Source organism: Rhizobacter fulvus, from assembly GCF_964020785.1.
In genome coordinates, this window is the sequence record NZ_OZ224516.1 from 3,866,718 (window position 1) to 3,887,117 (window position 20,400).

A 20,400-nucleotide genomic window follows, 5' to 3' on the forward strand; every position below is an offset into this window, starting at 1 on the left:
GACGATAGCGTGTGGAGCCCGCGGCGCGACGCTGCGCCTTGTCGGCGAAGTGTCAGTCCGGCAAATCGAGCAGCTTCAGCCGCTGCACCTTGCCCGACGGCCCGCGCGGCAGTTCGGTGACGAAGCGCAGCCGCTTCGGCGTCTTGTAGCGGCCCAGGTGCTCGAGGCAGAACGCACGGAGCTCGTCCTCGCTGCAGGCGGCGCCTTCACGCAGCACCACGCAGGCCATGATCTCCTGCCCGTAGTGCGGATCGGGGATGCCGACCGCGGCGGCGTCGAGCACGGCGGGGTGCGCGAGCAACGCTTCGTCGATCTCGCGCGGCGCGATGTTCTCGCCGCCCTTGATGATCAGCTCCTTGATGCGGCCGGTGACGAAGAAGAAGCCGTCGGCATCGCGGTGGCCGAGGTCGCCGGTGCGCAGCCAGCCATCGGGCGTGAAGCTGGCGTGGGTCGCGGGCTCGTTCTTGTAGTAGCCGCGCATCACGTTCGGGCCGCGGATCGCGAGCTCGCCGGTCGTGCCGTCCGGCACCGGCTGCAGCGCGGCGTCGACGATGCGGGCTTCGCAACCCGAGGCGCGGCCGACCGAGCCGAGCTTGCGCTGCGCCGGGTCGACCGGGTTCGAGAACGACGGCGCGACCGTCTCGGTCAGCCCCATCGTCTCGATGATGCCGATGCCGAACTTCGCCTCGAACGCACGGTGGTGCTCGGGCGGCAGCGCTGCCGACGCGCTGCGGCAGAAGCGGATCGATTCGGTCTGCGCGCGCGGCGGCGTCTCGCCTTCGAGCAGGTACGAGATCATGGTCGGCACCAGGTTGATCCAGGTGCATCCGGCCGCCTGCTCCCAGAAGCGCGCGGCCGAGAACTTCGGCGGCATCGCGAGGCTGCCGCCGTGCGCGAGCGGCGCCAGCATCGTCACCGCGAACGCGTTGATGTGGTACAGCGGCAGCACCGCGAGCACGCGGTCCGCAGCGGTCAGGCCGTGCTCGGCGCTGATCGCCTGCGCGTTCGCGGCCAGGTTGGCCTGGGTCAGCATCACGCCCTTGGGCACGCCGGTCGTGCCGGACGTGTACATCAGCAGCGCGATGGCGTCGGGTGCCGGGGCGGGCAGCGCCGCCTCGCCCGCTTCACCGGGCAGTTGCGCGCCGTCGGGATCGGCAACGATCACCACGACCGCGCGGTCGAGCCCGGCGAGCAGCGCCTGGACCCGTTCGGCCCACTCGGGCGCCACGACGACCAGCCTGCAATCCGAGTGGCCGAGCACGTAGCGCATCTGCTCCGGCTGCGACAGCAGGTTGACCGGGTTCACGGTCAGCCCGGCATGCATCGCGCCGAGCAGCACGCGCAGCGTCTGCAGGCCGTTCGGCATCACCAGCGAGACCGTGTCGCCCGCGCGCAGCCCGTGCGCCTGCAACAGCGCGCCGATGCGCCGGCACGAGCGCGCGAGCTCGCCGTAGCTCAGCGTGGCGCCGTTCGCCAGGCCCAGTGCGTAGACCGCGTCGGGCGCCAGCGCGGCACGCGCCTCGATCAGCGCATGCACGGTGTGGTCGACGCTCACTGCGCGCCGTGGCGCGCGAAGAACGCGCCGAAGATGTCCTGCTCGGTCGGCACTCGTTCCGGGATCGGCCGCGAGATGCGCGTGATGTTCAGGTAGTGCCGGTAGTTCATGTTGTCGGAGAAGGTGTTGCGGCCCCAGGTGCCGCAGCCCATCGACAGCGAGAACGGCAGCCCGTTGTCGAAGCTGCCGCCGGTGGCGATGCAGTGCGCCTGGTCGACGATCACGCGCGACACCGGCAGCGTCAGCCCGAGCTGCAGCGCGCGTTCGGGCACGCGGCTGTGCAGGCCGACCGAGTGGCCGGCGCCCTCGAACGCATAGATTTCCGCGACGATGCGGGCCGCCGCGTCGAAATCCGCCGCGCCGAAGAGCGCCAGCACCGGGCTCAGCTTCTCGCCCGAGAACGGATGGTCGTGGCCGATGCCGTCTTCCTCGACCATCAGGATGCGCGGCTGGCGCGCGGCGATGTCGGCCCAGCCGGCCTTGCGCGCGATCTCGGTGGCCGACTGGCCGATCACCGCCGGCGAGAGCTTGCCCTCCGGCCACATCAGCGCCTGCAGCGTGGTCTTCTGCGCGGCGTCGAGCAGCACCGCGCCGCGCGCCTCGAGCGCGGCGATCGTCGCGCCGCGCACCGCGTCGATCAACACCAGGCTGTTCTCGGACGAGCAGCTGGTCGCGTTGTCGAAGGTCTTGGATTGCACGATGCGGTCGGCCGCGAGCGCGACATCCGCGGTCTCGTCGACGATGCCCGCCACGTTGCCGGCGCCGACGCCGAATGCCGGCGTGCCGCTCGCATACGCCGCGCGCACGTTGGCCTGCGAGCCGGTCGCGACGACCAGGTCGCACAGTTTCATCAGCTCGGCGGTCGACTGCTTGGTGATCGGCGACGGCAGCAGCTGCACCAGGTCGCGCGGCGCGCCGACGCGATCCAGCTGCGCGTGGATGAACTCGACCAGCCGCGCCGCCGTGCTCCAGCCCTTCGGCGAGGGCGCGACGATCACCGCGTTGCGGCCCTTCAGCGCGTTGAGGATCTTGTTCGCCGGCGTCGCGCCCGGATTGGTCGATGGCGTGATCGCGCACACCACGCCGACCGGCCGCGCGATCTCGACGATGCCGCGCGCCGCGTCCTCGGCGATCACGCCGACCGAGCGCGCGTGCTGCAGGTCGCGCAGCAGGCCGAAGGTCTTGCGGTGGTTCTTGCGGATCTTGTCGTCGACGTTGCCGATGCCGGTGTCGGCGACGGCCAGCTCGGCGAGTTCCCGGTTGCGGCCGGGTTCGATGATGGCCCAGCCGGCCGCGGTGACGGCCATGTCCACCTGCTCCTGCGACCAGGTCTCGTAGACGCGCTGTGCGACGCGGGCACGCGCGACGAGCGCGGCGACGGGGGAGTCGGAAACGACGGATTCAACGCGGTTCATGTGCTTGTACTCAATCGGCCCGGATGTTGGCGTCCTTCGCCAGTTTCGCCCACTTGACCAGTTCGGCGTCGACGATCTTGCCGAGCGCCTGCGGCGTGCCGCCCACGCCCTCGCTGCCCTGGGCCAGCAGCTTCTCGCGGATGTCCGGCTCGCGCACGATGGTGTTCAGCGCCGCGTTGAGCTTGTCGATGATCGCCTTCGGCGTCTTCGCCGGCACGAACATCGCGTACCAGGAGTCGACCTCGAAGTCGGCGACGCCGGCTTCCTGCATCGTCGGCACGTCGGGGAAGGCCGCGCTGCGCTTGACGGTCGACACCGCCAGCGCCTTGAGCTTGCCGGTCTTGACGAACTGCGCCGCGGCCGGGATCGAGACCCACAGCAGCGGCACCTGGCCGCCCATCACGTCGGTGACGGCCGGGCCGCCGCCGCGGTAGGGCACGTGGGTCATCTTGGTGCCGGTGCGCAGCTTGAACAGCTCGCCGGCGAGGTGGCCGGGCGAGCCGTTGCCAACCGACGCGAACGACAGGCTGTCGGGCTTGGCCTTCGCCAGCGCGATCAGTTCGGCGACGTTGTTGACCGGCAGCTGATTGTTCGCGACCAGGATCTGCGGCAGCGACGCGACCGTGCCGACCGGCTCGAAGTCCTTCACCGTGTTGAACGGCAGCTTCGGGTAGATCGACGGGTTGATCGTGTGCGACGACAGCGTGAACAGCACGGTGTAGCCGTCCGACGGCGCCTTCGCGACCACGTCGGTGCCGAGCGAGCCGGCCGCACCGCCGCGGTTCTCGATGATGATCGGCTGGCCCAGCGTGTTCTGGAAGCGCTCCTGCACGATGCGCGCGATCACGTCGGTGCCGCCGCCGGGCGGGTAGGGCACGACGAAGCGGATCGGCTTGTCCGGCCAGTGCTGCTGCGCCTGCACGGCGGGCGCGACGCAGGCGGCCGCGGCGACCAGGGCGGCCATCACGGCCGAATGGGCCCAGCGATTCAGAATGCTCATTCCGGTCTCCTTTTGTGGGGCGCCGGCAGGGGCGCCGGCGCGGTTCTCGATCGATATCCCAGGGCCGCGCTCGCCTCGGCCGCGCAGCCGAGCAGCGCGGCAGCGAACTGGCGCGCCTGGACGCGCGCGAAACGGATCGACGGCACGCTCATGCCGACGGCGGCCACCGCGTCGCCCCGCGCGTCGCGCAGCACCGCGCCGAGGCCGCAGACGCCGAGGCGCCACTCCTCGCGGTTCTCGGCGACGCCGGCGGCGCGCACGCGCTGCATCTCGGCGTCGAGGCGCTTGAAGTCGGTGATCGTGTTCGGCGTGTGCGCCACCAGCTTGCCGAGCCGCTCGCGCAGGCCCGCGGCGTCGAGCTCGGCGGCGGCGAGGAGGGCCTTGCCCGACGCGACGCAGTACGCCGGCGCGCGCCCGCCGATGCGCGAGTACGCGGCCACCGGCAGCGGGCTGTCGAACTTGTCCAGGTAGATGATCTCGGTGCCGTCGAGCGCGGCCAGGTGGATGGTCTCGCCGGTCGTGCGTGCCAGCGCGGCCAGCTGCGGGCGAACCAGCGCGGTGATGTCGGTCGCCTGGCTGACCAGCGCGCCGAGCTCGAACAGGCGCAGGCCGGCGCGGTACGAGCTGGTGGCGTCGTCCTGCGTGGCCCAGCCGCACTCGACCAGCGTCTGCAGCGTGCGGTGCGCATTGCTGCGCGCCAGGCCGAACGCCTGCGCGACTTCGGTGGCGCGGCAGTCGCGTTGCTGGCGGGCGAGCCAGTCGAGTACCGCGAGGCCTTTGGCGAGGGTGGAGTCCAAGAGGATGGTGACCTGATCGTGTGGCCGTGTTCCAAATATTGGGACGGTGTGCCTTTATGTGGAACAGCTTAGGTGTTGCGGCCCGACTCGTCAAGGCGGCTGACCCTGCAAAGTGATCCCCAGGGAAAGGTGTCCAGCAAGTCAACCCACGTACACTGCGCCATGACCGCGACCCGCAGCATCGACGCCTTCAAGTCGGCCCTGGCCTCATCGGGCGCGGACAGCGCCCTGGAGTTCCTGAACGCGGGCGTGCCGCACCGCTATTCCGCGGTGTACCGCCTGGAGGGCGACGTGCTCAGGAACATCCTGTTGCACGACAAGGCCGGAGAGGTGCGCCCGGCCTACCTCGCCGAGGTCCCGTTCGAGACCAGCTTCTGCCAGTTCGTGCTGCGCGACGGGCACTTCAAGACCAGCGATTCCGCGGCCGACCGGCGCCTGGACGGCCACCCGTACCAGGGCGTGATGGTCAGCTACCACGGCGTGCCGATCGTCGCGAACGGCGAGCTCTGGGGCACGCTGTGCCACTTCGATGTCGCGGCCCAGCCGCTCACCGATCCGGAATTCCAGCTGCTTCGCGAGGCCGCCGCCGTCACCCCCGGGTTCGCGGTCCCGGGCTGACCGCACGCACGGTCGGTCCTGCCGATCGGGTCGGGTCGGCGCTAGAACACGCGGTACCGAAGGTAGGCCGCCTGCGGGTCCTCGCCGGCGCGGATGGCGCGCACCATGTCGCCCTCAGTCGCCATCTTGTGTTCGGCCGCCGCCACCACCGCCTCCACCTCGCCCGCGCCGATGAGAATGGCGCCGTCGCGGTCGGCCAGCACGTGGTCGTCCGGCAGGACCTGCAGGCCGCCGATCGCCACCGGCTGCTCGAACGCCTCGGCACGCCACGCGCAGACGATGTCGATCGGCGTGGCGAATCGGGCGAAGACCGGGAAGCCCTGGTCGATCACCGCCTGGATGTCGCGGCAGCCTCCGTCGACGATGTAGCCGCGCACGCCCTTGAGCTTCAGGGCTTCGGCGGACAGCCCGCCGAACAGCGCGCGCGTGTCGTCCTGCGGCTGGCACACCACGACGTGGCCGGACGGCACGCGCGACAGCAAGCCGGCCCATTCGTACAGCGAGGTGTGCTTGTCGAGCGTCGGGTCCGGCCGGCCCCGGATGGTGAACACCGGGCCCGCGGCTCGCATCGTCGGCTCCAGCCCGACGATGGTCCGCGGCAGCACCCGCAGGGGCAGGCCCAGGTCCTTCATCACGTCGTGCACCACGGCGCTGTGGCAGGCGTGCAGGCGGTCGGCAAGGTTCGTCATCGGATGTCCTCTCTTGAATGGGGCAACAGCGTCACATTCTCGGTGCGACGGGCCCGTGCCGACCGGCCCGTCGGCGAGGTCTTGCGGCTTCGGCGAAGATGGCGCGCATGACGACGCCCGACCCCGTTCTGCAGATCGCGCCCCTCGGCTTCCCGTGGGAGACGCTCGATCCGTTCCTCTTCTGTGTGTACCACGACGATGCCTACCCGCGCGGCAACGCGCACTTCGGCCCCGACGCCTCGCTGGCCGGGCGGCAGCTCGGCCAGGACTTCGCCGGCAAGGATGGCTGGCGCATGTACCACGGCCTGCAGGTGCCGGGCTTCCCGTCGCACCCGCACCGCGGGTTCGAGACCGTGACGATCGTGCGCCGGGGGCTGATCGATCATTCCGACTCGCTGGGTGCCGCGGCCCGCTTCGGCGGCGGCGATGTGCAGTGGCTCACCGCCGGCCGCGGCATCGTGCATGCCGAGATGTTCCCGCTGCTCGATCGCGAGGCAGCCAATCCGCTCGAGCTGTTCCAGATCTGGCTCAACCTGCCGGCGCGCAGCAAGTTCGTGCCACCGCACTTCACGATGTTCTGGTCGGAGCAGATTCCGCACGCGGTCGGCGCCGATGGCGGCACGCAGCTCAGCTGTATCGCCGGCCGCTATGCCGATGCGACGGCGGCGCTGACGCCGCTGGCGCCGCCGCCCGATTCGTATGCCTCGCAGGCCGATGCGGACCTGGCCATCTGGACGCTCAAGATGCAGCCCGGTGCGCGCTGGACGCTGCCCGCCGCGCGCGGCGCGGGGACGCGCCGCAAGCTCTACTTCTTCAAGGGCGAGCGCATGACCCTCGGCGGCCGTGCGGTCGAGTCGGCCGCCGCGATCGAGTTGCGCGCGGATGCCGAGGTCGAACTGGTGAGCGGCCCGACGACGAGCGAACTGCTGATGCTGCAAGGCCGGCCGATCGGCGAGCCGGTGGCGCAGTACGGCCCGTTCGTGATGAACACCGAACAGGAACTGAAGCAGGCCTTCGCCGACTACCAGCGCACCCGGTTCGGCGGCTGGCCGTGGCCCGACGACGCGCCCGTCCACGGCGCCACACGCGAGCGCTTCGCCCGGCATGCGGACGGGCGGGTCGAGACCTGGCCCGCGCAGGACGCCTGACGCGCAGTTGTCGGGGACCGGCCTGCGGGGATCAGCGCCGCGCCCCGCGCGCGATCATCGCGATCAGCTCGCGGAAGATCACGCTGCCGACCGAGCCCGACAGGTCGAGCACGTGGCTGCGGCTGTAGTACGGGCTCAGGTCGAGCCCGACGCCGACGCCGTAGATCTCCGCGTCGCGCGCCTCGTGCAGCGCGACCACGTCCTTCAGGTGGTGGTCGAGGTAGTGGGCGTCGTTCGCGAGGTTGGTGGCGCTGTCCATCGGCGAGCCGTCGGAGACGACCAGCAGCAGCCGCCGCTGCTCGTCGCGCGCCGCGGCGCGGCGCAGCGCCCAGGTCACGGCCTCGCCGTCGATGCCTTCGCGGAACAGGTCGGCCTTCAGCAGCGCGCCCATCGCCAGACGCGCGCGGCGCCAGCTCGTCGCCGCGTCCTTGATCACCAGGTGGCAGGTCTCGTTCAGCCGGCCCGGGTGGGCGGGGCGGCCGGCGCGCACCCAGTCGCGCTTCGCGCGGCCGCCGTTCCAGGCGTTGGTCGTGAAGCCGAGCACCTCGCTGGCGACGCCGGCCTGCTCGAGCGCGCGCACCAGCACGTCGACCAGCACCGCGAGCGATTCGATGTGCTCCTTCATCGAGCCCGAGCAGTCGATCAGGATCGTCACGAGGCAATCGGCCCTCGGCTCCTCGCTCTCGGTGCGGAACAGACGGCGCTCGGTGGGTGAAGCGACCAGCTGCGCGAGGCGCCGGCCGTCGATGTGGCCTTCCTCCTGGCCGCCGTCCCAGCCGTCGCGCTGGGGCACCGCGAGCAGCGCCTTGAGATCGCGCGCGAGGTGCGCCACGTTGACGCCGAGGCCGGCGATGCGCTCGTCGAGCTGCGCGCGGTTCGCCTTCAGCACCTCGGCGCGCACCAGCGTGGCGGCGGCGACCTCGCGGTCGTAGGCGGTCGTGAAGACGCGGTAGCCGCCGTCCGCGCCGTCCAGCACCAGGCTGCGGCCGGACACCGCGGTCGCGACGCCGTCGTCGATCTCCTCGCCGCTGTCGAGCAGCAGCGCGAACGCGGCCCAGGCGTCCTCGTCGAGCGCTTCGTCGTCGGGCGCCGATTCTTCATCGGCCGAGCGCAGCATCGCGGCGATCGTCTGGGCGATCGCCAGCGCATGCACGGCGTACGCGGCCTGGTTCGCGCGCTCGCGCTTCAGCCCGGCGAGCGGCGTGCCGATCAGCGGGCCGATGCCGGCGCGGGTCGCTTCGAGCAGGTCTTCGGTCTCCTCGACGACCGGCTCGCCGGTGACGCGGGCGCGGCACATCTGCGCGACCGTGTACAGCAGCAGGCCGCGCGCGCTGTCGGTCCCGCCGCCATGGTGGAACGCGAGCGACCAGGCCTCGAAGCGGTGCCGCAGGTTGCGGCGCACGCCGGGCAGTGCGTCATCGGCCTGCGCTTCGCAGCGGAACTGCTCGAGCAGCTCGAACACCATGCGCTCGACCGGATCGGCGGGGCACAGCCGCGCGTGCAGCTTGGCGTCACTGTGAGCGAGCCGCAGCCCGAAGCCGTCGGCGGCGCCGCGGAACGACGCGAAATCGTCCGTGTCGAGCGACGGGTTCAGGTGCGGCGCGTACAGCGGCAACGCGCGCCGCCCGCGGTGCAGCCGACGACCGCGGAAATGCAGATCGCGCTCGCCGCTGAGCGCGCGTATCGCTGCGGCGCAGAGTTCCTCGATGCGCTCCTGATGCCGCGCCCGGAGCTGGGCTTCACTCACTTCGGATCGCCGGTGAGCTGGTACGACTCGTCGAGTTCGCGATCGAAGCAGCGCTGGAAATACTCGGCCACCGTCGGTCGCTCGGCTTCATCGCACTTGTTGACGAACGACAGCCGGAACGCCAGCGCCGCGTCGCCGAAGATCTCGAGGTTTTCGGCCCAGGTGATCACGGTGCGCGGCGACATCAGCGTCGACAGGTCGCCCGCCGCGAAGCCCTTGCGCGTCAGGTCGGCCACCGCGACCATCTGCCGCGCGAGCGCGGTGCCGGCCTCGTTCGCCAGCGACGGCACGCGCGCCTGCACGATCGCGACCTCCTCGTCGCGCGGCAGGTAGTTCAGCGACGCGACGATGTTCCAGCGGTCGATCTGCGCATGGTTCAGCCGCTGCGCGCCGTGGTACAGCCCGTTCAGGTTGCCCAGGCCGACGGTGTTGGCCGTGGCGAACAGGCGGAAGAACGGGTGCGGGCGCAGCACCTTGTTCTGGTCCATCAGCGTGAACTGGCCGTCGCGCTCCAGGATGCGCTGGATCACGAACATCACGTCGGGCCGGCCCGCGTCGTACTCGTCGAAGATCAGCGCGACCGGCCGCTGCAGCGCCCACGGCACGATGCCTTCCTGGAACTCGGTGACCTGCTGGCCGTCGCGCAGCACGACAGCATCCTTGCCGACCAGATCGAGGCGGCTGATGTGGCCGTCGAGGTTCACGCGCACGCACGGCCAGTTCAGCCGCGCCGCCACCTGCTCGATGTGGGTGGACTTGCCCGTGCCGTGCAGCCCCTGCACCATCACGCGCCGGTCCCTGGTGAAGCCGGCGAGGATCGCCAGCGTCACCGCCGGGTTGAAGCGGTAGACGCTGTCGATCTCCGGCACGTGCTCGTCGCGCTCGGCGAACGCAGGCACCTTCAGGTCGCTGTCGATGCCGAACACCTCGCGGGCGGAGACGAGCCGGTCAGGGCGCAGGACGGACAGGTCAGTCATCGCATTCACACCTTGTTGTCGATGCGGCTCAGCGCCAGCGCGGCACGCTGCAACGCCGGCAGCAGCTGCTTCGCCTTCGCGGCGGTCAGCCGCATGATCGGCGCCTGCACGGCCACACACAGGTTGGACAGGCCGGCCGGCGACGGCACCAGCACCGCCAGGCACAGCAGGCCGGGCAGGAACTCCTCGTCGTCGAGCGCGTAGCCGTCGGCCTGCACGCGCTTGATCTCCTTCTCGAACTTGCCGAGGTCGGTCAGCGTCTTGGCGGTGTACTTCTCGAGCGGCGCGTGCGCGAGCAGGCGCTGTCGCTGCGCGGCCGTCATCTGCGCGAGCAGCACCTTGCCGCTGGCCGAGCAGTGCGCCGGCACCCGCGAGCCGGGGTGCAGGTAGAAGCGCAGCGGCGCGGCGGTCTCGACCCGGTCGAGGTAGATCACCTCGCTGCCCGACAGCGCGGTGATGTTGCAGCTCTCGCCCACTTCTTCCACCAGGTGCCGCAGCACCACGTGGCGCGCGCCGTGGTGGGTGTCGTTCAGCAGCAGGTTCTCGGCCAGGCGCCGAAGCCGCGTGCCGGTGCCGTAGTGGCGGCCGTCGCCCTCGCGTTGCAGCAGGCCCGCGGATTCCAGCTGCTGCAGCATGCGGTGCAGCGTCGGCTTGGGCAGGCCGGTCTCCTCGACCAGCCCCTGAAGCGAGTAGCGCTGGTCCTTCGCGGCGATCACCTCGAGCAGCGCGATCAGGCGCATCGTCGGCGTGTCGCCGCCCAGTTCGGCGGGTTCGGGGCGCAGGGCGTGGACGGCATTCATTGTGGCGGGATGATAGTCACGTTCCGGAAAATAGTACACAGCGTCTCGATTTATAAAATTCGTTGACGCGCCGGAACGCCGCATCTATAGTCCGCTCCAGTTTCAATTTCCGGAACAGAGCGTTCCGGATCGTTCAGACCCCGACCGGAGACAACCATGAGCAAGCAACCCACCCCCGCCGCCCGCACTGCCGTCCAGGGCGTGCAGAAGATGACCCCGTCCGAGGCCTTCGTCGAGACGATGGTCGCCAACGGCGTGACCGACATGTTCGGCATCATGGGCTCCGCGTTCATGGACGCGATGGACATCTTCGCTCCGGCCGGCATCCGCCTGATCCCGGTCGTGCACGAGCAGGGCGCCGGCCACATGGCCGACGGCTACGCCCGCGTCAGCGGCCGCCACGGTGTCGTGATCGGCCAGAACGGCCCCGGCATCAGCAACTGCGTGACCGCGATCGCGGCCGCCTACTGGGCCCACAGCCCGGTCGTGATCATCACGCCCGAGACCGGCACGATGGGCATGGGCCTGGGCGGCTTCCAGGAGGCCAACCAGCTGCCGATGTTCCAGGAGTTCACCAAGTACCAGGGCCACGTCAACAACCCGAAGCGCATGGCCGAGTACACCGCGCGCTGCTTCGACCGCGCGATCAGCGAGATGGGCCCGACGCAGCTGAACATCCCGCGCGACTACTTCTACGGCGAGATCACGGTCGAGATCCCGAAGCCGATGCGCGTGGAGCGTGGCGCCGGCGGCGAGAACAGCCTGAACGCCGCGGCCGAGCTGCTCGCGAACGCCAAGTTCCCGGTCGTGCTGGCGGGCGGCGGCGTGGTGATGGGCGATGCGGTCGCCGAATGCAAGGCGCTGGCTGAGCGCCTGGGCGCGCCGGTCGTCACCGGCTACCTGCGCAACGACGCGTTCCCGGCCAGCCACCCGCTGTGGGCGGGCCCGCTCGGCTACCAGGGCAGCAAGGCCGCGATGAAGCTGATCGCGCAGGCCGACGTGGTGATCGCGCTCGGCTCGCGCATGGGCCCGTTCGGCACGCTGCCGCAGCACGGCATGGACTACTGGCCGAAGGACGCGAAGATCATCCAGGTCGAGGCCGACCACACCAACCTCGGGCTGGTGAAGAAGATCACCGTCGGCATCCACGGCGACGCCAAGGCCGCCGCGAAGGCGATCACCGCGCGCCTCGAAGGCAAGACGCTGGCCTGCGACGCCACCAAGGCCGCCCGCGCCGAGACGATCAAGAGCGAGAAGGCCGCGTGGGAGAAGGAACTCGACGAGTGGACCCACGAGCGCGACGCGTTCAGCCTGGACATGATCGAGGAGCAGGCCAAGGAGCCGGGTAACTGGCTGCACCCGCGCCAGGTGCTGCGCGAGCTCGAGAAGGCGATGCCGCCGCGCGCGATGGTCTCGACCGACATCGGCAACATCAACTCGGTGGCCAACAGCTACCTGCGCTTCGAGGAGCCGCGCTCGTTCTTCGCGCCGATGAGCTTCGGCAACTGCGGCTACGCACTGCCCACCATCATCGGCGCCAAGTGCGCGGCGATGGACCGGCCCGCGATCTCGTACGCCGGTGACGGCGCCTGGGGCATGAGCATGAGCGAGCTGATGACCTGCGTGCGCCACAACATCCCGGTCACCTCGATCGTGTTCCACAACCGCCAGTGGGGCGCGGAGAAGAAGAACCAGGTCGACTTCTACAACCGCCGCTTCGTCGCGGGCGAGCTCGACAACACCAGCTTCGCCGGCATCGCGATCGCGATGGGCGCCGAGGGCGTGGTCGTCGACAAGCTCGAGGACGTGGGCCCGGCGCTCAAGAAGGCCATCGACGCGCAGATGAAGGAAGGCAAGACCACCGTGATCGAGATCATGTGCACCCGCGAGCTGGGCGACCCGTTCCGCCGCGATGCGCTGGCCAAGCCGGTGCGCTTCCTCGAGAAGTACAAGGACTACGTCTAAGCGCGATGGGCGAGCCCGCCTTGGTGTTCACGCACGCACGGCTCGCGGCGCTCGTCGACCGCGCGCGTGCGCAGGCCGCGGCCGGCGGCGCGACATCGCGCATCGGCATCGTCTGGCCAGGCGATGCGCTGGCGCTCGACGCGGCGGCGCGCGTCCTCGACGCCGGCATCGCGACGCCGGTGCTGATCGGCCCGCGCGCGCTCATCGCGCAGGCCGCCGAGGCGGCGCAGGTCGACCTGCGGCGCTTCGAGCTGATCGAGACGCCCGACGCGCCGGCCGAGGCCGCGCTGCGCGCCACCGCGCTCGCGCGCAGCGGCGAGGTGCACGCGCTGATGAAGGGCTCGCTGCACACCGACGAGCTGATGGCCGCGATCGTTCACAAGGGCACCGGCCTGCGCGGCCACACGCGCATCAGCCACGTCTTCCTGTTCGACCTGCCGCGCTACCCCAAGCTGCTGGCGCTGGCCGACTGCGTCGTCAACATCGCGCCGCACCTGCCCGCCAAGCGCGACATCCTGACCAACGCGATCGGCCTGCTGCAGACGCTGGGCATCGCGCACCCGAAGGTCGGCATCGTCGCGGCCGTGGAGACGGTGAACCCCGCGATCCCGGCCACGCTCGATGCGCAGGCGCTTGTCAAGCTGGGGCAGGAGGGCACCTGGCCGGGCGCGATCGTCGACGGCCCGTTCGGCTTCGACAACGCGATCTCGGCCGAGGCGGCGCGCATCAAGAAGATCGACTCGCCGGTGCCCGGCGACGCCGACCTGCTGCTGATGCCCGACCTGAACGCCGGCAACATGCTCTACAAGAGCTTCAACTACATCGGCGGCGGGGATTGCGCCGGGCTGGTGCTGGGGGCGACGGTGCCGGTGGTGCTGACCTCGCGGGCGGATTCGCTGCAGTCGCGGATTGCGTCGGTGGCGTTGGCGGTGTTGGCGGGGCGGCGTTGATTGATTGGTCGCAATTGGCTAGGCCGTATGCGAGGAGATAACGTTCCGCGCAACACCATTTACGCCATCCGGACTTGCCGGCTCGATTCCGGTACCTTTCAGAAGCGGCACTGGGTCAAACTTCAAATTCTCGAAGAGGCGAACTATCCTCGTCCCGACGAGCTGTCGCCCCGGGTCTACGCGTAGTTTCTATTCGATATGAACAGAGAGAAGTCGGTTAGCGCGTTAGCCAGAACCTTACTGGTCTTTTCATGAAGGTCTTGGATGTCTTTCATGCTAAACGTCTTCCCACTGTCGGCAAACGACACGTTTCCATGGGCGAGGTTGTTGCGCTCAGCCTTTATGCGAAGTAAAGCGTCCCCCGAGTACTTCTTGGCCCCAAAAATCACGCCATAGTCCGCCAGCGTATCCCGGATCCTCCGAGCGTCGACATTGCCCGAGAACAAGGTCGTCCGGTCGAAGCTGGCGACAACAAGGGTCTTTGTTAAGCTAGACATCGCTCCTACCAACGTGGATGGCTTGTGACTCTTGGCGTAGCTCAAAACGACGCTCTTCATCTTGTCGTTGAGATCATCAAAATCAACTGCGTGCGCCTCAAAGTGATCGAACACCTCTTGGAGAATGTTCGTCATCGTTGATTCGACTTGGTTGTAGAGCATCAAAACTGCTGACGCCTTCATCGTATTCAGAAGCGACGGCGGAAGTCCGGTTTGAATTTCAATAGTCTGCAAGTGCGCAAGGAACTCAACGATTTCCGTATTGCGGCGCTTGAACTCAGTGTCGGCGGTGCCCATAGCTAAGCGAGCAGTTTGTCGCGCACGAATTCAATGCGCCCACGAAGGCGAGGTCCCGAGTTGCTCGCGTCCGAAACTACATGCTCCCTGAACTCGGGGGATTCGAGCCACTCACGAATATATTTTCGATCCGGTTCAAGATCTGGCTCTTCGCGCAGCGCAAGCGTTATGCCGCACGCCAATGCCTCGAATCGGACACGTGGGACAGATGAAGATTTTGGCCCTTTGCGGAATCCGGAAGGAAGGGCCGCTTTGGCAAACTTAACCATGCGGTCGAACTCCGCCTGCATCTGCGCTCGGGGAAACTGGTTCTGATGTTCTTTTAGGAACTGGTCGAGGAACTTCTGAACGTCATGCTTAAACAGACGATATCTTTCGCAGTAGGTGAAGTAGCGCAGGACCAGCTCCTCAGCCTCTTCTCGGCGCTGCTTAACGTGAGAGATTGGACAAACGCGCTTGAACTCTTCTTGGGCGGCGCACTCCCGAATGAAGTCATAGAACGGACCCTCATAAATTCCTTTCCGCTTCTCCATGTCGCGAAGCTCGTCGCTGCCAGTGTTGATGCGTTCGAAAATGTCCCTGCGGATCTGTTCGTTTGCCTTGTCTGACAGTTCTATTACACGAATGCCTTGGCGCTTGAGCTTTCGTTGGCGCGACATCTCCAAATCAGAGAAAGTGAAGCCGTTGAGCTTAGGGAGTCTCTGCAAGCCCTCCAGACGCAGTTCGTTGTTCAAGAACGCGGCGAGTGTTCGCAGGCGCTGAGAGCCATCCACGACCTCCGCACGACCTTCGTCCTCTTCAATGCTCTTAGGCAGTGATGCAATGAACAGATATGGGATCGGCAGTTCAAGCAGCACTGACTCGACAAATTTGCTCTTTCGTTCATCGGACCAGACGAACGCGCGCTGGTAGGCAGGAATATAGATTTCGTTCTCATCATCTTCCTCGCCTTCCAAGAACTTCTGCACCATGACTTCGATCGTGAAGTCCTTGGTCTGGTAGTCCACTTGCTGCTTCTGTTCGCGAACCTGCGCTTCAGCGTTTGCCTTTTGCTCCTCGGTTGCCGGAAGTGTCTTCTTGATGGCCATATCTCTTTTCCTCCATATGGGAGACATTCTCCGCGAACTGTTTAGTCCGGCGGTAGTTGTTGAGTCTCACGGGTGATGCTAATGGACGAGACTGAAATCTCGACATCTGGCAGGTTAGGGGCCATCCAAGGCCTCCGGCGGTCACTCGCGCATGGGCAGCGCCGTTTTTTGGGGGACTCAGGGCCGGTGCAGTCTCTGCAGGCCCGTAACTGTTCTGTGTCATTCCGTTCCGGACGAATCCGAACCGACCGACGAGTGTTCTTTGCGTCGTCCGACGAGGCCGGTAGACCGCAAGCCATAGGTCGGGGTCACGCTGAGTTCGCCGCGGGCAACTCCGTAGCGACACGCCTGTCGTATCGGGCTCGTCGACATTGGGTTATGTGACTGAGCCGGCGCAAGGCGGACTGCTCAACGACTGCGTTTCGGGCCCTTCCGTATCGGATCGACCGTGGTCTTGATGGACGAGGCAATCAGAGACATGCGTCGGTCGAAATCACATCGCTTCGTTTCGCACTCCCAGACGGTAAACACGCGCCAGCCGCGAGCTTCCAACTCCCCGGTCTTTCGAGCATCGCGTTCACGGTTCCGATCGATCTTCAACTGCCAGAATGCCGAGTTGGTCGACGGGGTCCGCCCCGCCCGGCAATCGTGCCCGTGCCAGAAGCAACCGTGCACGAACACGGCCGCGCCGTATTTGGGGAAGAGCAGATCCGGTTTTCCGGGTAGGTCGGCGGGGTGAAGGACATAGCGCAACCCCTCGGCGTGCAGCGATCGGCGAACAGCCATTTCAGGCTCGGTGTGCTTTTGCCGCACCCGGGACATCAGCTCGCTTCGGGCTTTGCGGTCGAGCGTGTCTGTCATCGGAGATGAATCCTACGGTTAAACTGTATGCACATATGCATGTACGCAATCCTTCCGGATCGGCCGCGAAGTCGGCTTTGCGCAAGCGCGCCAAATCTGATGTGCCCGTTTACGACGAGCAGAGTGACGACACGGTGCGGATTTCCGTGCTGATCTCCAAAGATCAACGACATAAGCTTAAGGTCCTGGCGGCCACTCGTGGCGTCACGATAAGTGAGGTCGTTCGGCAAGGAATCGACACCTTCCTGGAAGGCGAAGCGTAGTGGAAATGCTCGGGCCCGGGATTCTGGTTCGGACATTGAGCAAGCCGACATTTGGGACCGGCACAAGCAAATTCGCGCACGGCAATTCCTGGCAGTACCACTCGCGCAGCGATCGGCACTCGAAGATCGCCTGCTGGACGTTGGTTTTCGACTTTATGCGGCATTGCGCATTGCTCAGAGAACACGCTCGGATCGGGCGGATTGGGCTTGGCATCAACCATGAGATGCACGACTTCAGAAATAAGAAAAAGAAGAACCTTGATCTTGTTGTCTGCATACCCGCCCCGATCGCGTCCTCGGGTGGTTCGAAAGGCGGAGCCAAGAAGGCCTCAGATTTCGCCGAGCTCGCTGGTGTGTACGGAATTGAATTGAACGCGGCAGAACGGCTGGAGCTGGACGCGTTGCCAACGCTCGCGCTATCGGGTGTGTCGTCGGTCCTCGTCGCGACGGAAGCCAAGGCGGCCATGACAGCGCATCAAAAGGCCCGTCCTCGATTGCACGACGAGCTAACCAGCTCGCATCAGACGATCCACGGCGACAATAACGAAGCCATCGCGGCGGGTGTCGTTCTCATCAACGCGTCCGACACGTTCGTTTCTCCGGACAAGAACGAGTTTCCGCTCGAAACGACGGCTCCGCGCGTATCGATTCACAAGCCTAACGTGGCGACGCTTGTCCTCGAAGGTTTGAGCAAACTGCAGTTCCGATCAAAGGTGGGTGACGACGGCTTCGACGCCGTGGGCGCATTGGTGGTCTTCTGTCGTAATGACGGGAGTCCGATGACACTGCCGGTCGACTCTCCGCCCGCACCCGAACCTACTTCCGATTTCGACTACGGACGGTTCGTTCGGCGGCTGTCCCAGCTGTACGGAACTCGTTTCGCGAGGATCTAAGTCAAGCCGCGAGCAACGCCGTCACGCGGCCGGAGGCTTGTTCGGTGACTCGCGCTGCACCGACGCTCTCCAGCTTTGTCACCTCTTCGAGATGCCGCTCTACAGCTTGAATAAAGCCGGGTGCGAAGCGCAGCTTCGCGCGCCGCGTTCTGCTCAGAAACCCTGCGGTCGCTCGTTGCGAGAGCAAAGTAAAGTCGTTACCGAGGAGGCTGGGCAAGGATGTACCTCGAAGGCCCAAGGGGTCCGGGCTGACATTCACGGCATGCCTCTTGGTGCCATCGAATCGAGCGGCCCGGGGCGCCTTGCCGAACGAAGGGAACTCGCGATCGCATTCGACCGCGTACGTCCCGGGAGACACGATGCGTCGGCCGATCCAACGCGGGACCGGAACACTAACCGCGTTGCCCACAAGCGCCCAGCGCAGAGACGCCTTGGCCACGCTTTCGGCCGCGATTGTCCAATCCGGAGCGAAACCTTGCATCGCTTCGGCGGCGCGTATGCCAGGCTTCACGATGCGACCGTCCGGAAGGAGGATCGCGGGAGGACTAGCGATGCCGATCGTGCTCCCGTTCTTTAACGTCGGGACGGCGTCTACCGCCCATCCGAGTCCTCCCAGGCCCTCGGTCCAATAGAAGCCGTGGGCAAGGTTGACGAGGTCGGTCGCTGGTCGAGCTAGAGGTCTGTCGTCTGCCAGCAAGACCTCTGCTGGATCGCCGACAGTAGAGGCCACTAGATAGACACGCTCGCGGCGCTGCGGCAAGCCGAAACTGTTCGTGTCAACGACTCGATATGCCCAACGATATTTGAGTCGTTCGAACTCTTCGATGATGGCCCTCATCGCCGCACCACCGTTCAACTGCAGCATGAAGGGAACGTTTTCCACGACGACCCATGGAACTGGCCGTCGCGCGCGCTTGCGCTTGGCGAGCAGTCTGAAGACTTCGCCGATCAGTCCGCTTCTGTGTCCGTCGAGGCCTTGAGTTCTACCGGCTTGGGACAGGTCCTGACAAGGAAAGCCGGCCGTGACGACCTCGATGTCGTTTGAGAGCCCCTGGATGTCGCCGATGTCCGATATGACCTCGGTGCCCGGGAAGCGATGGCGCAGTACCGCCTGGGCCGTTGGCAGGATGTCGCAAAGCAGTTCGGTGTTGTGGCCGGACTCTTGAAAGCCCAACTCGAAGCCCCCGATTCCCGCGAACATACCTGCAATTTTCATGTTTTGATGCTATCACAAAAATGTGTAGATATATATCTATGTTTATGTGCAAGCGCCCAACTTTGGCGTCCGGGCTCCAACGAAGAGCCTCTTCTTGGAGGGCTCCGACATCCAAGCCCGCATGCAAAAGCACTGTTCGTATATCCAGCATAGCTGATACCTTGGGACGATCGGAATGAAGTGGCAACGAGACCGATCTCCTGCCCCAACTCACTACGGCGTCGTTCCCTGCTGAGCCTCGGTGATCGGCATCTATAGGTTTGCTTGGTGTCGGCCGGGCGCCGGCTACCGAGCATTCGTCGGCCAGCGCCCTGGTCAACCGCAATTGCTGTGATGCAACCTAGCGGCAAATTCGCCTGCGATTCAGCACCGGGAGGTTCCGCACGCCAAAGCCCGTCGATGTCACTCGTCACAATTGCGCGCATGCTTCTCTTCCTAGAACTTGCGCTTGCGGCCTCTACCGTCGCATTCTCCTTGGCCGCCACGGCCGCCACGGCCGCCACGGCCGCCACGGCCGCCACCGCCGCCCCCGACCCCGCCGCTTTGCGCACGCTCGTCGACGCGGCCGTCAAACCCGTCATGGCCGCCCACCAAGTGCCCGGCCTGGCCGCGGCCGTCACGATCGACGGCCAAACCTACTTCTTCAACTACGGCGTCGCATCCCGCGCCTCGAATCGGCCGGTCACCGAGTCCACGTTGTTCGAGCTCGGCTCCTTGAGCAAGACCTTCACTGCGACGCTCGGGCTGTATGCGCAGGCGCTCGGCAAGCTCTCGCTGGCGGATCACCCCAGCCGGTTCATGCCCGAGCTGGCCGGGCGGGCGATCGACCGGGCGTCGCTGCTCGAACTCGGCACCTACACCGCGGGCGGGCTGCCGCTGCAGGTGCCTGACGAGGTGGCAAGCGCCGCGCAGCTCGTGCCGTACCTCCAGCGCTTCGTGCCGGACGCGCCGCCGGGCGCGCGCCGCCTCTATTCCAACGTGAGCATCGGCCTGTTCGGCCACCTCACCGCGCTCGCGTTGCAGCGGGAGTTCGCGGATGCGGTCGAGACCGAGCTGTTGCCCCGGCTCGGCTTGGCGCACACCTTCGTGCGCGTGCCGGCCGGCGCGATGCCCGATTACGCCTTGGGCCACGATGCCAAGGGCCGGCCGCGGCGGGTGTCGCCGGGCGTGTTCGATGCGGAAGCGTATGGCGTCAAGTCGACCGCGGCGGACATGATCCGCTTCGTGCAACTCAACATCGACGCGAGCGCGCTGGACACCCCCGTGCGGCGCGCGGTCGAGGGCACGCAGGTGGGCCGCTACGCGGTCGGCGGGACGGTGCAGGGGCTGGGCTGGGAGCAGTACCCGTACCCGGTGCCGTTGCCGCGCCTGCTGCAGGGCAATTCCGGCAAGCTGCTCTACGAGTCCAACCCGGCCACGCGGGTGACGGCGACGCCGCCCGCCGGGCCGCGCCTGTTCAACAAGACCGGCTCGACCGGCGGCTTCGGCGCGTACGTGGCGTTCGTGCCGGCCCGGCGCATCGGCGTCGTGCTGCTCGCGAACCGCAGCTACCCCATCGCCGAGCGTGTGCGCATCGGCGCGGCGATCCTCGACGGGCTCGCGGCCGCCGCCGCGAAGTGAGGGC

19 protein-coding genes are annotated in these 20,400 nt (G+C 67.0%); 7 read left to right on the top strand and 12 right to left on the bottom strand.

Annotated elements, in window-relative coordinates; genetic code table 11:
• Window positions 1–52: 52 nt before the first annotated feature.
• The 4 genes from ACWH49_RS18370 to ACWH49_RS18385 are packed head-to-tail and all read right to left on the bottom strand — an operon-like array spanning window position 53 to window position 4,767.
• Entirely contained in the window at window positions 53–1,555 is a 1,503-nt protein-coding gene (locus tag ACWH49_RS18370) for an AMP-binding protein (protein WP_448172773.1), read from the bottom strand.
• Window positions 1,552–2,970: an acylating sulfoacetaldehyde dehydrogenase gene (gene sauS / locus ACWH49_RS18375; protein WP_448172774.1), complete on the bottom strand. Its 1,419-nt coding sequence runs from the start codon at window positions 2,968–2,970 to the stop codon at window positions 1,552–1,554. Before sauS ends, ACWH49_RS18370 begins: the two co-directional genes overlap by 4 nt.
• Window positions 2,971–2,980: 10 nt before the next feature.
• The gene (locus ACWH49_RS18380; protein WP_448172775.1) at window positions 2,981–3,970 is read right to left on the bottom strand and encodes a tripartite tricarboxylate transporter substrate binding protein; all 990 of its coding nucleotides are present in this window, start codon (window positions 3,968–3,970) and stop codon (window positions 2,981–2,983) included.
• A complete protein-coding gene (locus tag ACWH49_RS18385; RefSeq protein ID WP_448172776.1) occupies window positions 3,967–4,767 on the bottom strand; it encodes an IclR family transcriptional regulator in 801 nt (266 codons plus the stop codon). Before ACWH49_RS18385 ends, ACWH49_RS18380 begins: the two co-directional genes overlap by 4 nt.
• A 162-nt stretch (window positions 4,768–4,929) precedes the next feature.
• On the opposite strand from ACWH49_RS18385, the gene ACWH49_RS18390 reads away from it, so the two are divergent.
• Window positions 4,930–5,385, top strand: coding sequence for a GAF domain-containing protein (locus ACWH49_RS18390; protein ID WP_448172777.1), 456 nt, complete (start codon window positions 4,930–4,932; stop codon window positions 5,383–5,385).
• A 41-nt stretch (window positions 5,386–5,426) separates the two neighbouring features.
• On the opposite strand, the gene ACWH49_RS18395 is transcribed toward ACWH49_RS18390, so the two are convergent.
• A complete protein-coding gene (locus ACWH49_RS18395; RefSeq protein WP_448172778.1) occupies window positions 5,427–6,074 on the bottom strand; it encodes an RraA family protein in 648 nt (215 codons plus the stop codon).
• Window positions 6,075–6,181: 107 nt separating this feature from the next.
• Between ACWH49_RS18395 and ACWH49_RS18400 the strand changes: the two genes are divergently transcribed.
• Window positions 6,182–7,222, top strand: a complete 1,041-nt coding sequence (locus ACWH49_RS18400; protein ID WP_448172779.1) for a pirin family protein — start codon at window positions 6,182–6,184, stop codon at window positions 7,220–7,222.
• A gap of 31 nt (window positions 7,223–7,253) precedes the next feature.
• Here the strand turns inward: ACWH49_RS18400 and ACWH49_RS18405 are convergent, their stop codons facing one another.
• The 3 genes from ACWH49_RS18405 to ACWH49_RS18415 are packed head-to-tail and all read right to left on the bottom strand — an operon-like array spanning window position 7,254 to window position 10,746.
• Window positions 7,254–8,969, bottom strand: a complete 1,716-nt coding sequence (locus tag ACWH49_RS18405) for a cobaltochelatase CobT-related protein (RefSeq protein ID WP_448172780.1) — start codon at window positions 8,967–8,969, stop codon at window positions 7,254–7,256.
• A complete protein-coding gene (locus ACWH49_RS18410; protein WP_448172781.1) occupies window positions 8,966–9,946 on the bottom strand; it encodes an AAA family ATPase in 981 nt (326 codons plus the stop codon). Before ACWH49_RS18410 ends, ACWH49_RS18405 begins: the two co-directional genes overlap by 4 nt.
• A gap of 5 nt (window positions 9,947–9,951) precedes the next feature.
• A complete protein-coding gene (locus ACWH49_RS18415) occupies window positions 9,952–10,746 on the bottom strand; it encodes an IclR family transcriptional regulator (protein WP_448172782.1) in 795 nt (264 codons plus the stop codon).
• Between the two features lie 156 nt (window positions 10,747–10,902).
• On the opposite strand from ACWH49_RS18415, the gene xsc reads away from it, so the two are divergent.
• Window positions 10,903–12,711 carry a sulfoacetaldehyde acetyltransferase gene (gene xsc / locus ACWH49_RS18420; protein WP_448172783.1) on the top strand — a complete coding sequence of 603 codons (1,809 nt, stop codon included), beginning with the start codon at window positions 10,903–10,905 and terminating at the stop codon, window positions 12,709–12,711.
• A 5-nt stretch (window positions 12,712–12,716) separates the two neighbouring features.
• Window positions 12,717–13,661: a bifunctional enoyl-CoA hydratase/phosphate acetyltransferase gene (locus tag ACWH49_RS18425; RefSeq protein WP_448172784.1), complete on the top strand. Its 945-nt coding sequence runs from the start codon at window positions 12,717–12,719 to the stop codon at window positions 13,659–13,661.
• 176 nt (window positions 13,662–13,837) lie between these two features.
• On the opposite strand, the gene ACWH49_RS18430 is transcribed toward ACWH49_RS18425, so the two are convergent.
• From ACWH49_RS18430 to ACWH49_RS18440, 3 genes are all read right to left on the bottom strand, one after another.
• A complete protein-coding gene (locus tag ACWH49_RS18430; protein WP_448172785.1) occupies window positions 13,838–14,455 on the bottom strand; it encodes an MAE_28990/MAE_18760 family HEPN-like nuclease in 618 nt (205 codons plus the stop codon).
• 2 nt (window positions 14,456–14,457) lie between these two features.
• Window positions 14,458–15,543, bottom strand: a complete 1,086-nt coding sequence (locus ACWH49_RS18435) for a DUF262 domain-containing protein (RefSeq protein WP_448172786.1) — start codon at window positions 15,541–15,543, stop codon at window positions 14,458–14,460.
• Between the two features lie 408 nt (window positions 15,544–15,951).
• Window positions 15,952–16,404 carry a very short patch repair endonuclease gene (locus ACWH49_RS18440; RefSeq protein WP_448172787.1) on the bottom strand — a complete coding sequence of 151 codons (453 nt, stop codon included), beginning with the start codon at window positions 16,402–16,404 and terminating at the stop codon, window positions 15,952–15,954.
• A 5-nt stretch (window positions 16,405–16,409) separates the two neighbouring features.
• Between ACWH49_RS18440 and ACWH49_RS18445 the strand changes: the two genes are divergently transcribed.
• Both ACWH49_RS18445 and ACWH49_RS18450 read left to right on the top strand, forming a co-directional pair.
• Complete coding sequence (locus tag ACWH49_RS18445) at window positions 16,410–16,667, top strand: ribbon-helix-helix domain-containing protein (protein WP_448172788.1); 258 nt, start codon at window positions 16,410–16,412, stop codon at window positions 16,665–16,667.
• The gene (locus tag ACWH49_RS18450) at window positions 16,667–17,560 is read left to right on the top strand and encodes a hypothetical protein (RefSeq protein WP_448172789.1); all 894 of its coding nucleotides are present in this window, start codon (window positions 16,667–16,669) and stop codon (window positions 17,558–17,560) included. The genes ACWH49_RS18445 and ACWH49_RS18450 overlap by 1 nt, the downstream gene beginning before the upstream one ends.
• A 1-nt stretch (window position 17,561) precedes the next feature.
• Here ACWH49_RS18450 and ACWH49_RS18455 read toward each other — a convergent pair whose 3' ends face one another.
• Window positions 17,562–18,776: a DNA cytosine methyltransferase gene (locus tag ACWH49_RS18455; RefSeq protein WP_448172790.1), complete on the bottom strand. Its 1,215-nt coding sequence runs from the start codon at window positions 18,774–18,776 to the stop codon at window positions 17,562–17,564.
• A 423-nt stretch (window positions 18,777–19,199) separates the two neighbouring features.
• Between ACWH49_RS18455 and ampC the strand changes: the two genes are divergently transcribed.
• A complete protein-coding gene (ampC, locus tag ACWH49_RS18460) occupies window positions 19,200–20,396 on the top strand; it encodes a class C beta-lactamase (protein WP_448172791.1) in 1,197 nt (398 codons plus the stop codon).
• Window positions 20,397–20,400 lie beyond the last annotated feature (4 nt).

Coding starts and splice junctions, on each gene's coding strand:
- ACWH49_RS18400 (WP_448172779.1), top strand. CDS start 6,182: ATGACGACGCCCGACCCCGTTCTGCAGATCGCGCCCCTCGGCTTCCCG.
- ampC (WP_448172791.1), top strand. CDS start 19,200: ATGCTTCTCTTCCTAGAACTTGCGCTTGCGGCCTCTACCGTCGCATTC.
- ACWH49_RS18415 (WP_448172782.1), bottom strand. CDS start 10,746: ATGAATGCCGTCCACGCCCTGCGCCCCGAACCCGCCGAACTGGGCGGC.
- ACWH49_RS18395 (WP_448172778.1), bottom strand. CDS start 6,074: ATGACGAACCTTGCCGACCGCCTGCACGCCTGCCACAGCGCCGTGGTG.
- ACWH49_RS18435 (WP_448172786.1), bottom strand. CDS start 15,543: ATGGCCATCAAGAAGACACTTCCGGCAACCGAGGAGCAAAAGGCAAAC.
- ACWH49_RS18440 (WP_448172787.1), bottom strand. CDS start 16,404: ATGACAGACACGCTCGACCGCAAAGCCCGAAGCGAGCTGATGTCCCGG.
- xsc (WP_448172783.1), top strand. CDS start 10,903: ATGAGCAAGCAACCCACCCCCGCCGCCCGCACTGCCGTCCAGGGCGTG.
- ACWH49_RS18455 (WP_448172790.1), bottom strand. CDS start 18,776: ATGAAAATTGCAGGTATGTTCGCGGGAATCGGGGGCTTCGAGTTGGGC.
- ACWH49_RS18410 (WP_448172781.1), bottom strand. CDS start 9,946: ATGACTGACCTGTCCGTCCTGCGCCCTGACCGGCTCGTCTCCGCCCGC.
- ACWH49_RS18380 (WP_448172775.1), bottom strand. CDS start 3,970: ATGAGCATTCTGAATCGCTGGGCCCATTCGGCCGTGATGGCCGCCCTG.
- ACWH49_RS18425 (WP_448172784.1), top strand. CDS start 12,717: ATGGGCGAGCCCGCCTTGGTGTTCACGCACGCACGGCTCGCGGCGCTC.
- ACWH49_RS18430 (WP_448172785.1), bottom strand. CDS start 14,455: ATGGGCACCGCCGACACTGAGTTCAAGCGCCGCAATACGGAAATCGTT.
- sauS (WP_448172774.1), bottom strand. CDS start 2,970: ATGAACCGCGTTGAATCCGTCGTTTCCGACTCCCCCGTCGCCGCGCTC.
- ACWH49_RS18390 (WP_448172777.1), top strand. CDS start 4,930: ATGACCGCGACCCGCAGCATCGACGCCTTCAAGTCGGCCCTGGCCTCA.
- ACWH49_RS18445 (WP_448172788.1), top strand. CDS start 16,410: ATGAATCCTACGGTTAAACTGTATGCACATATGCATGTACGCAATCCT.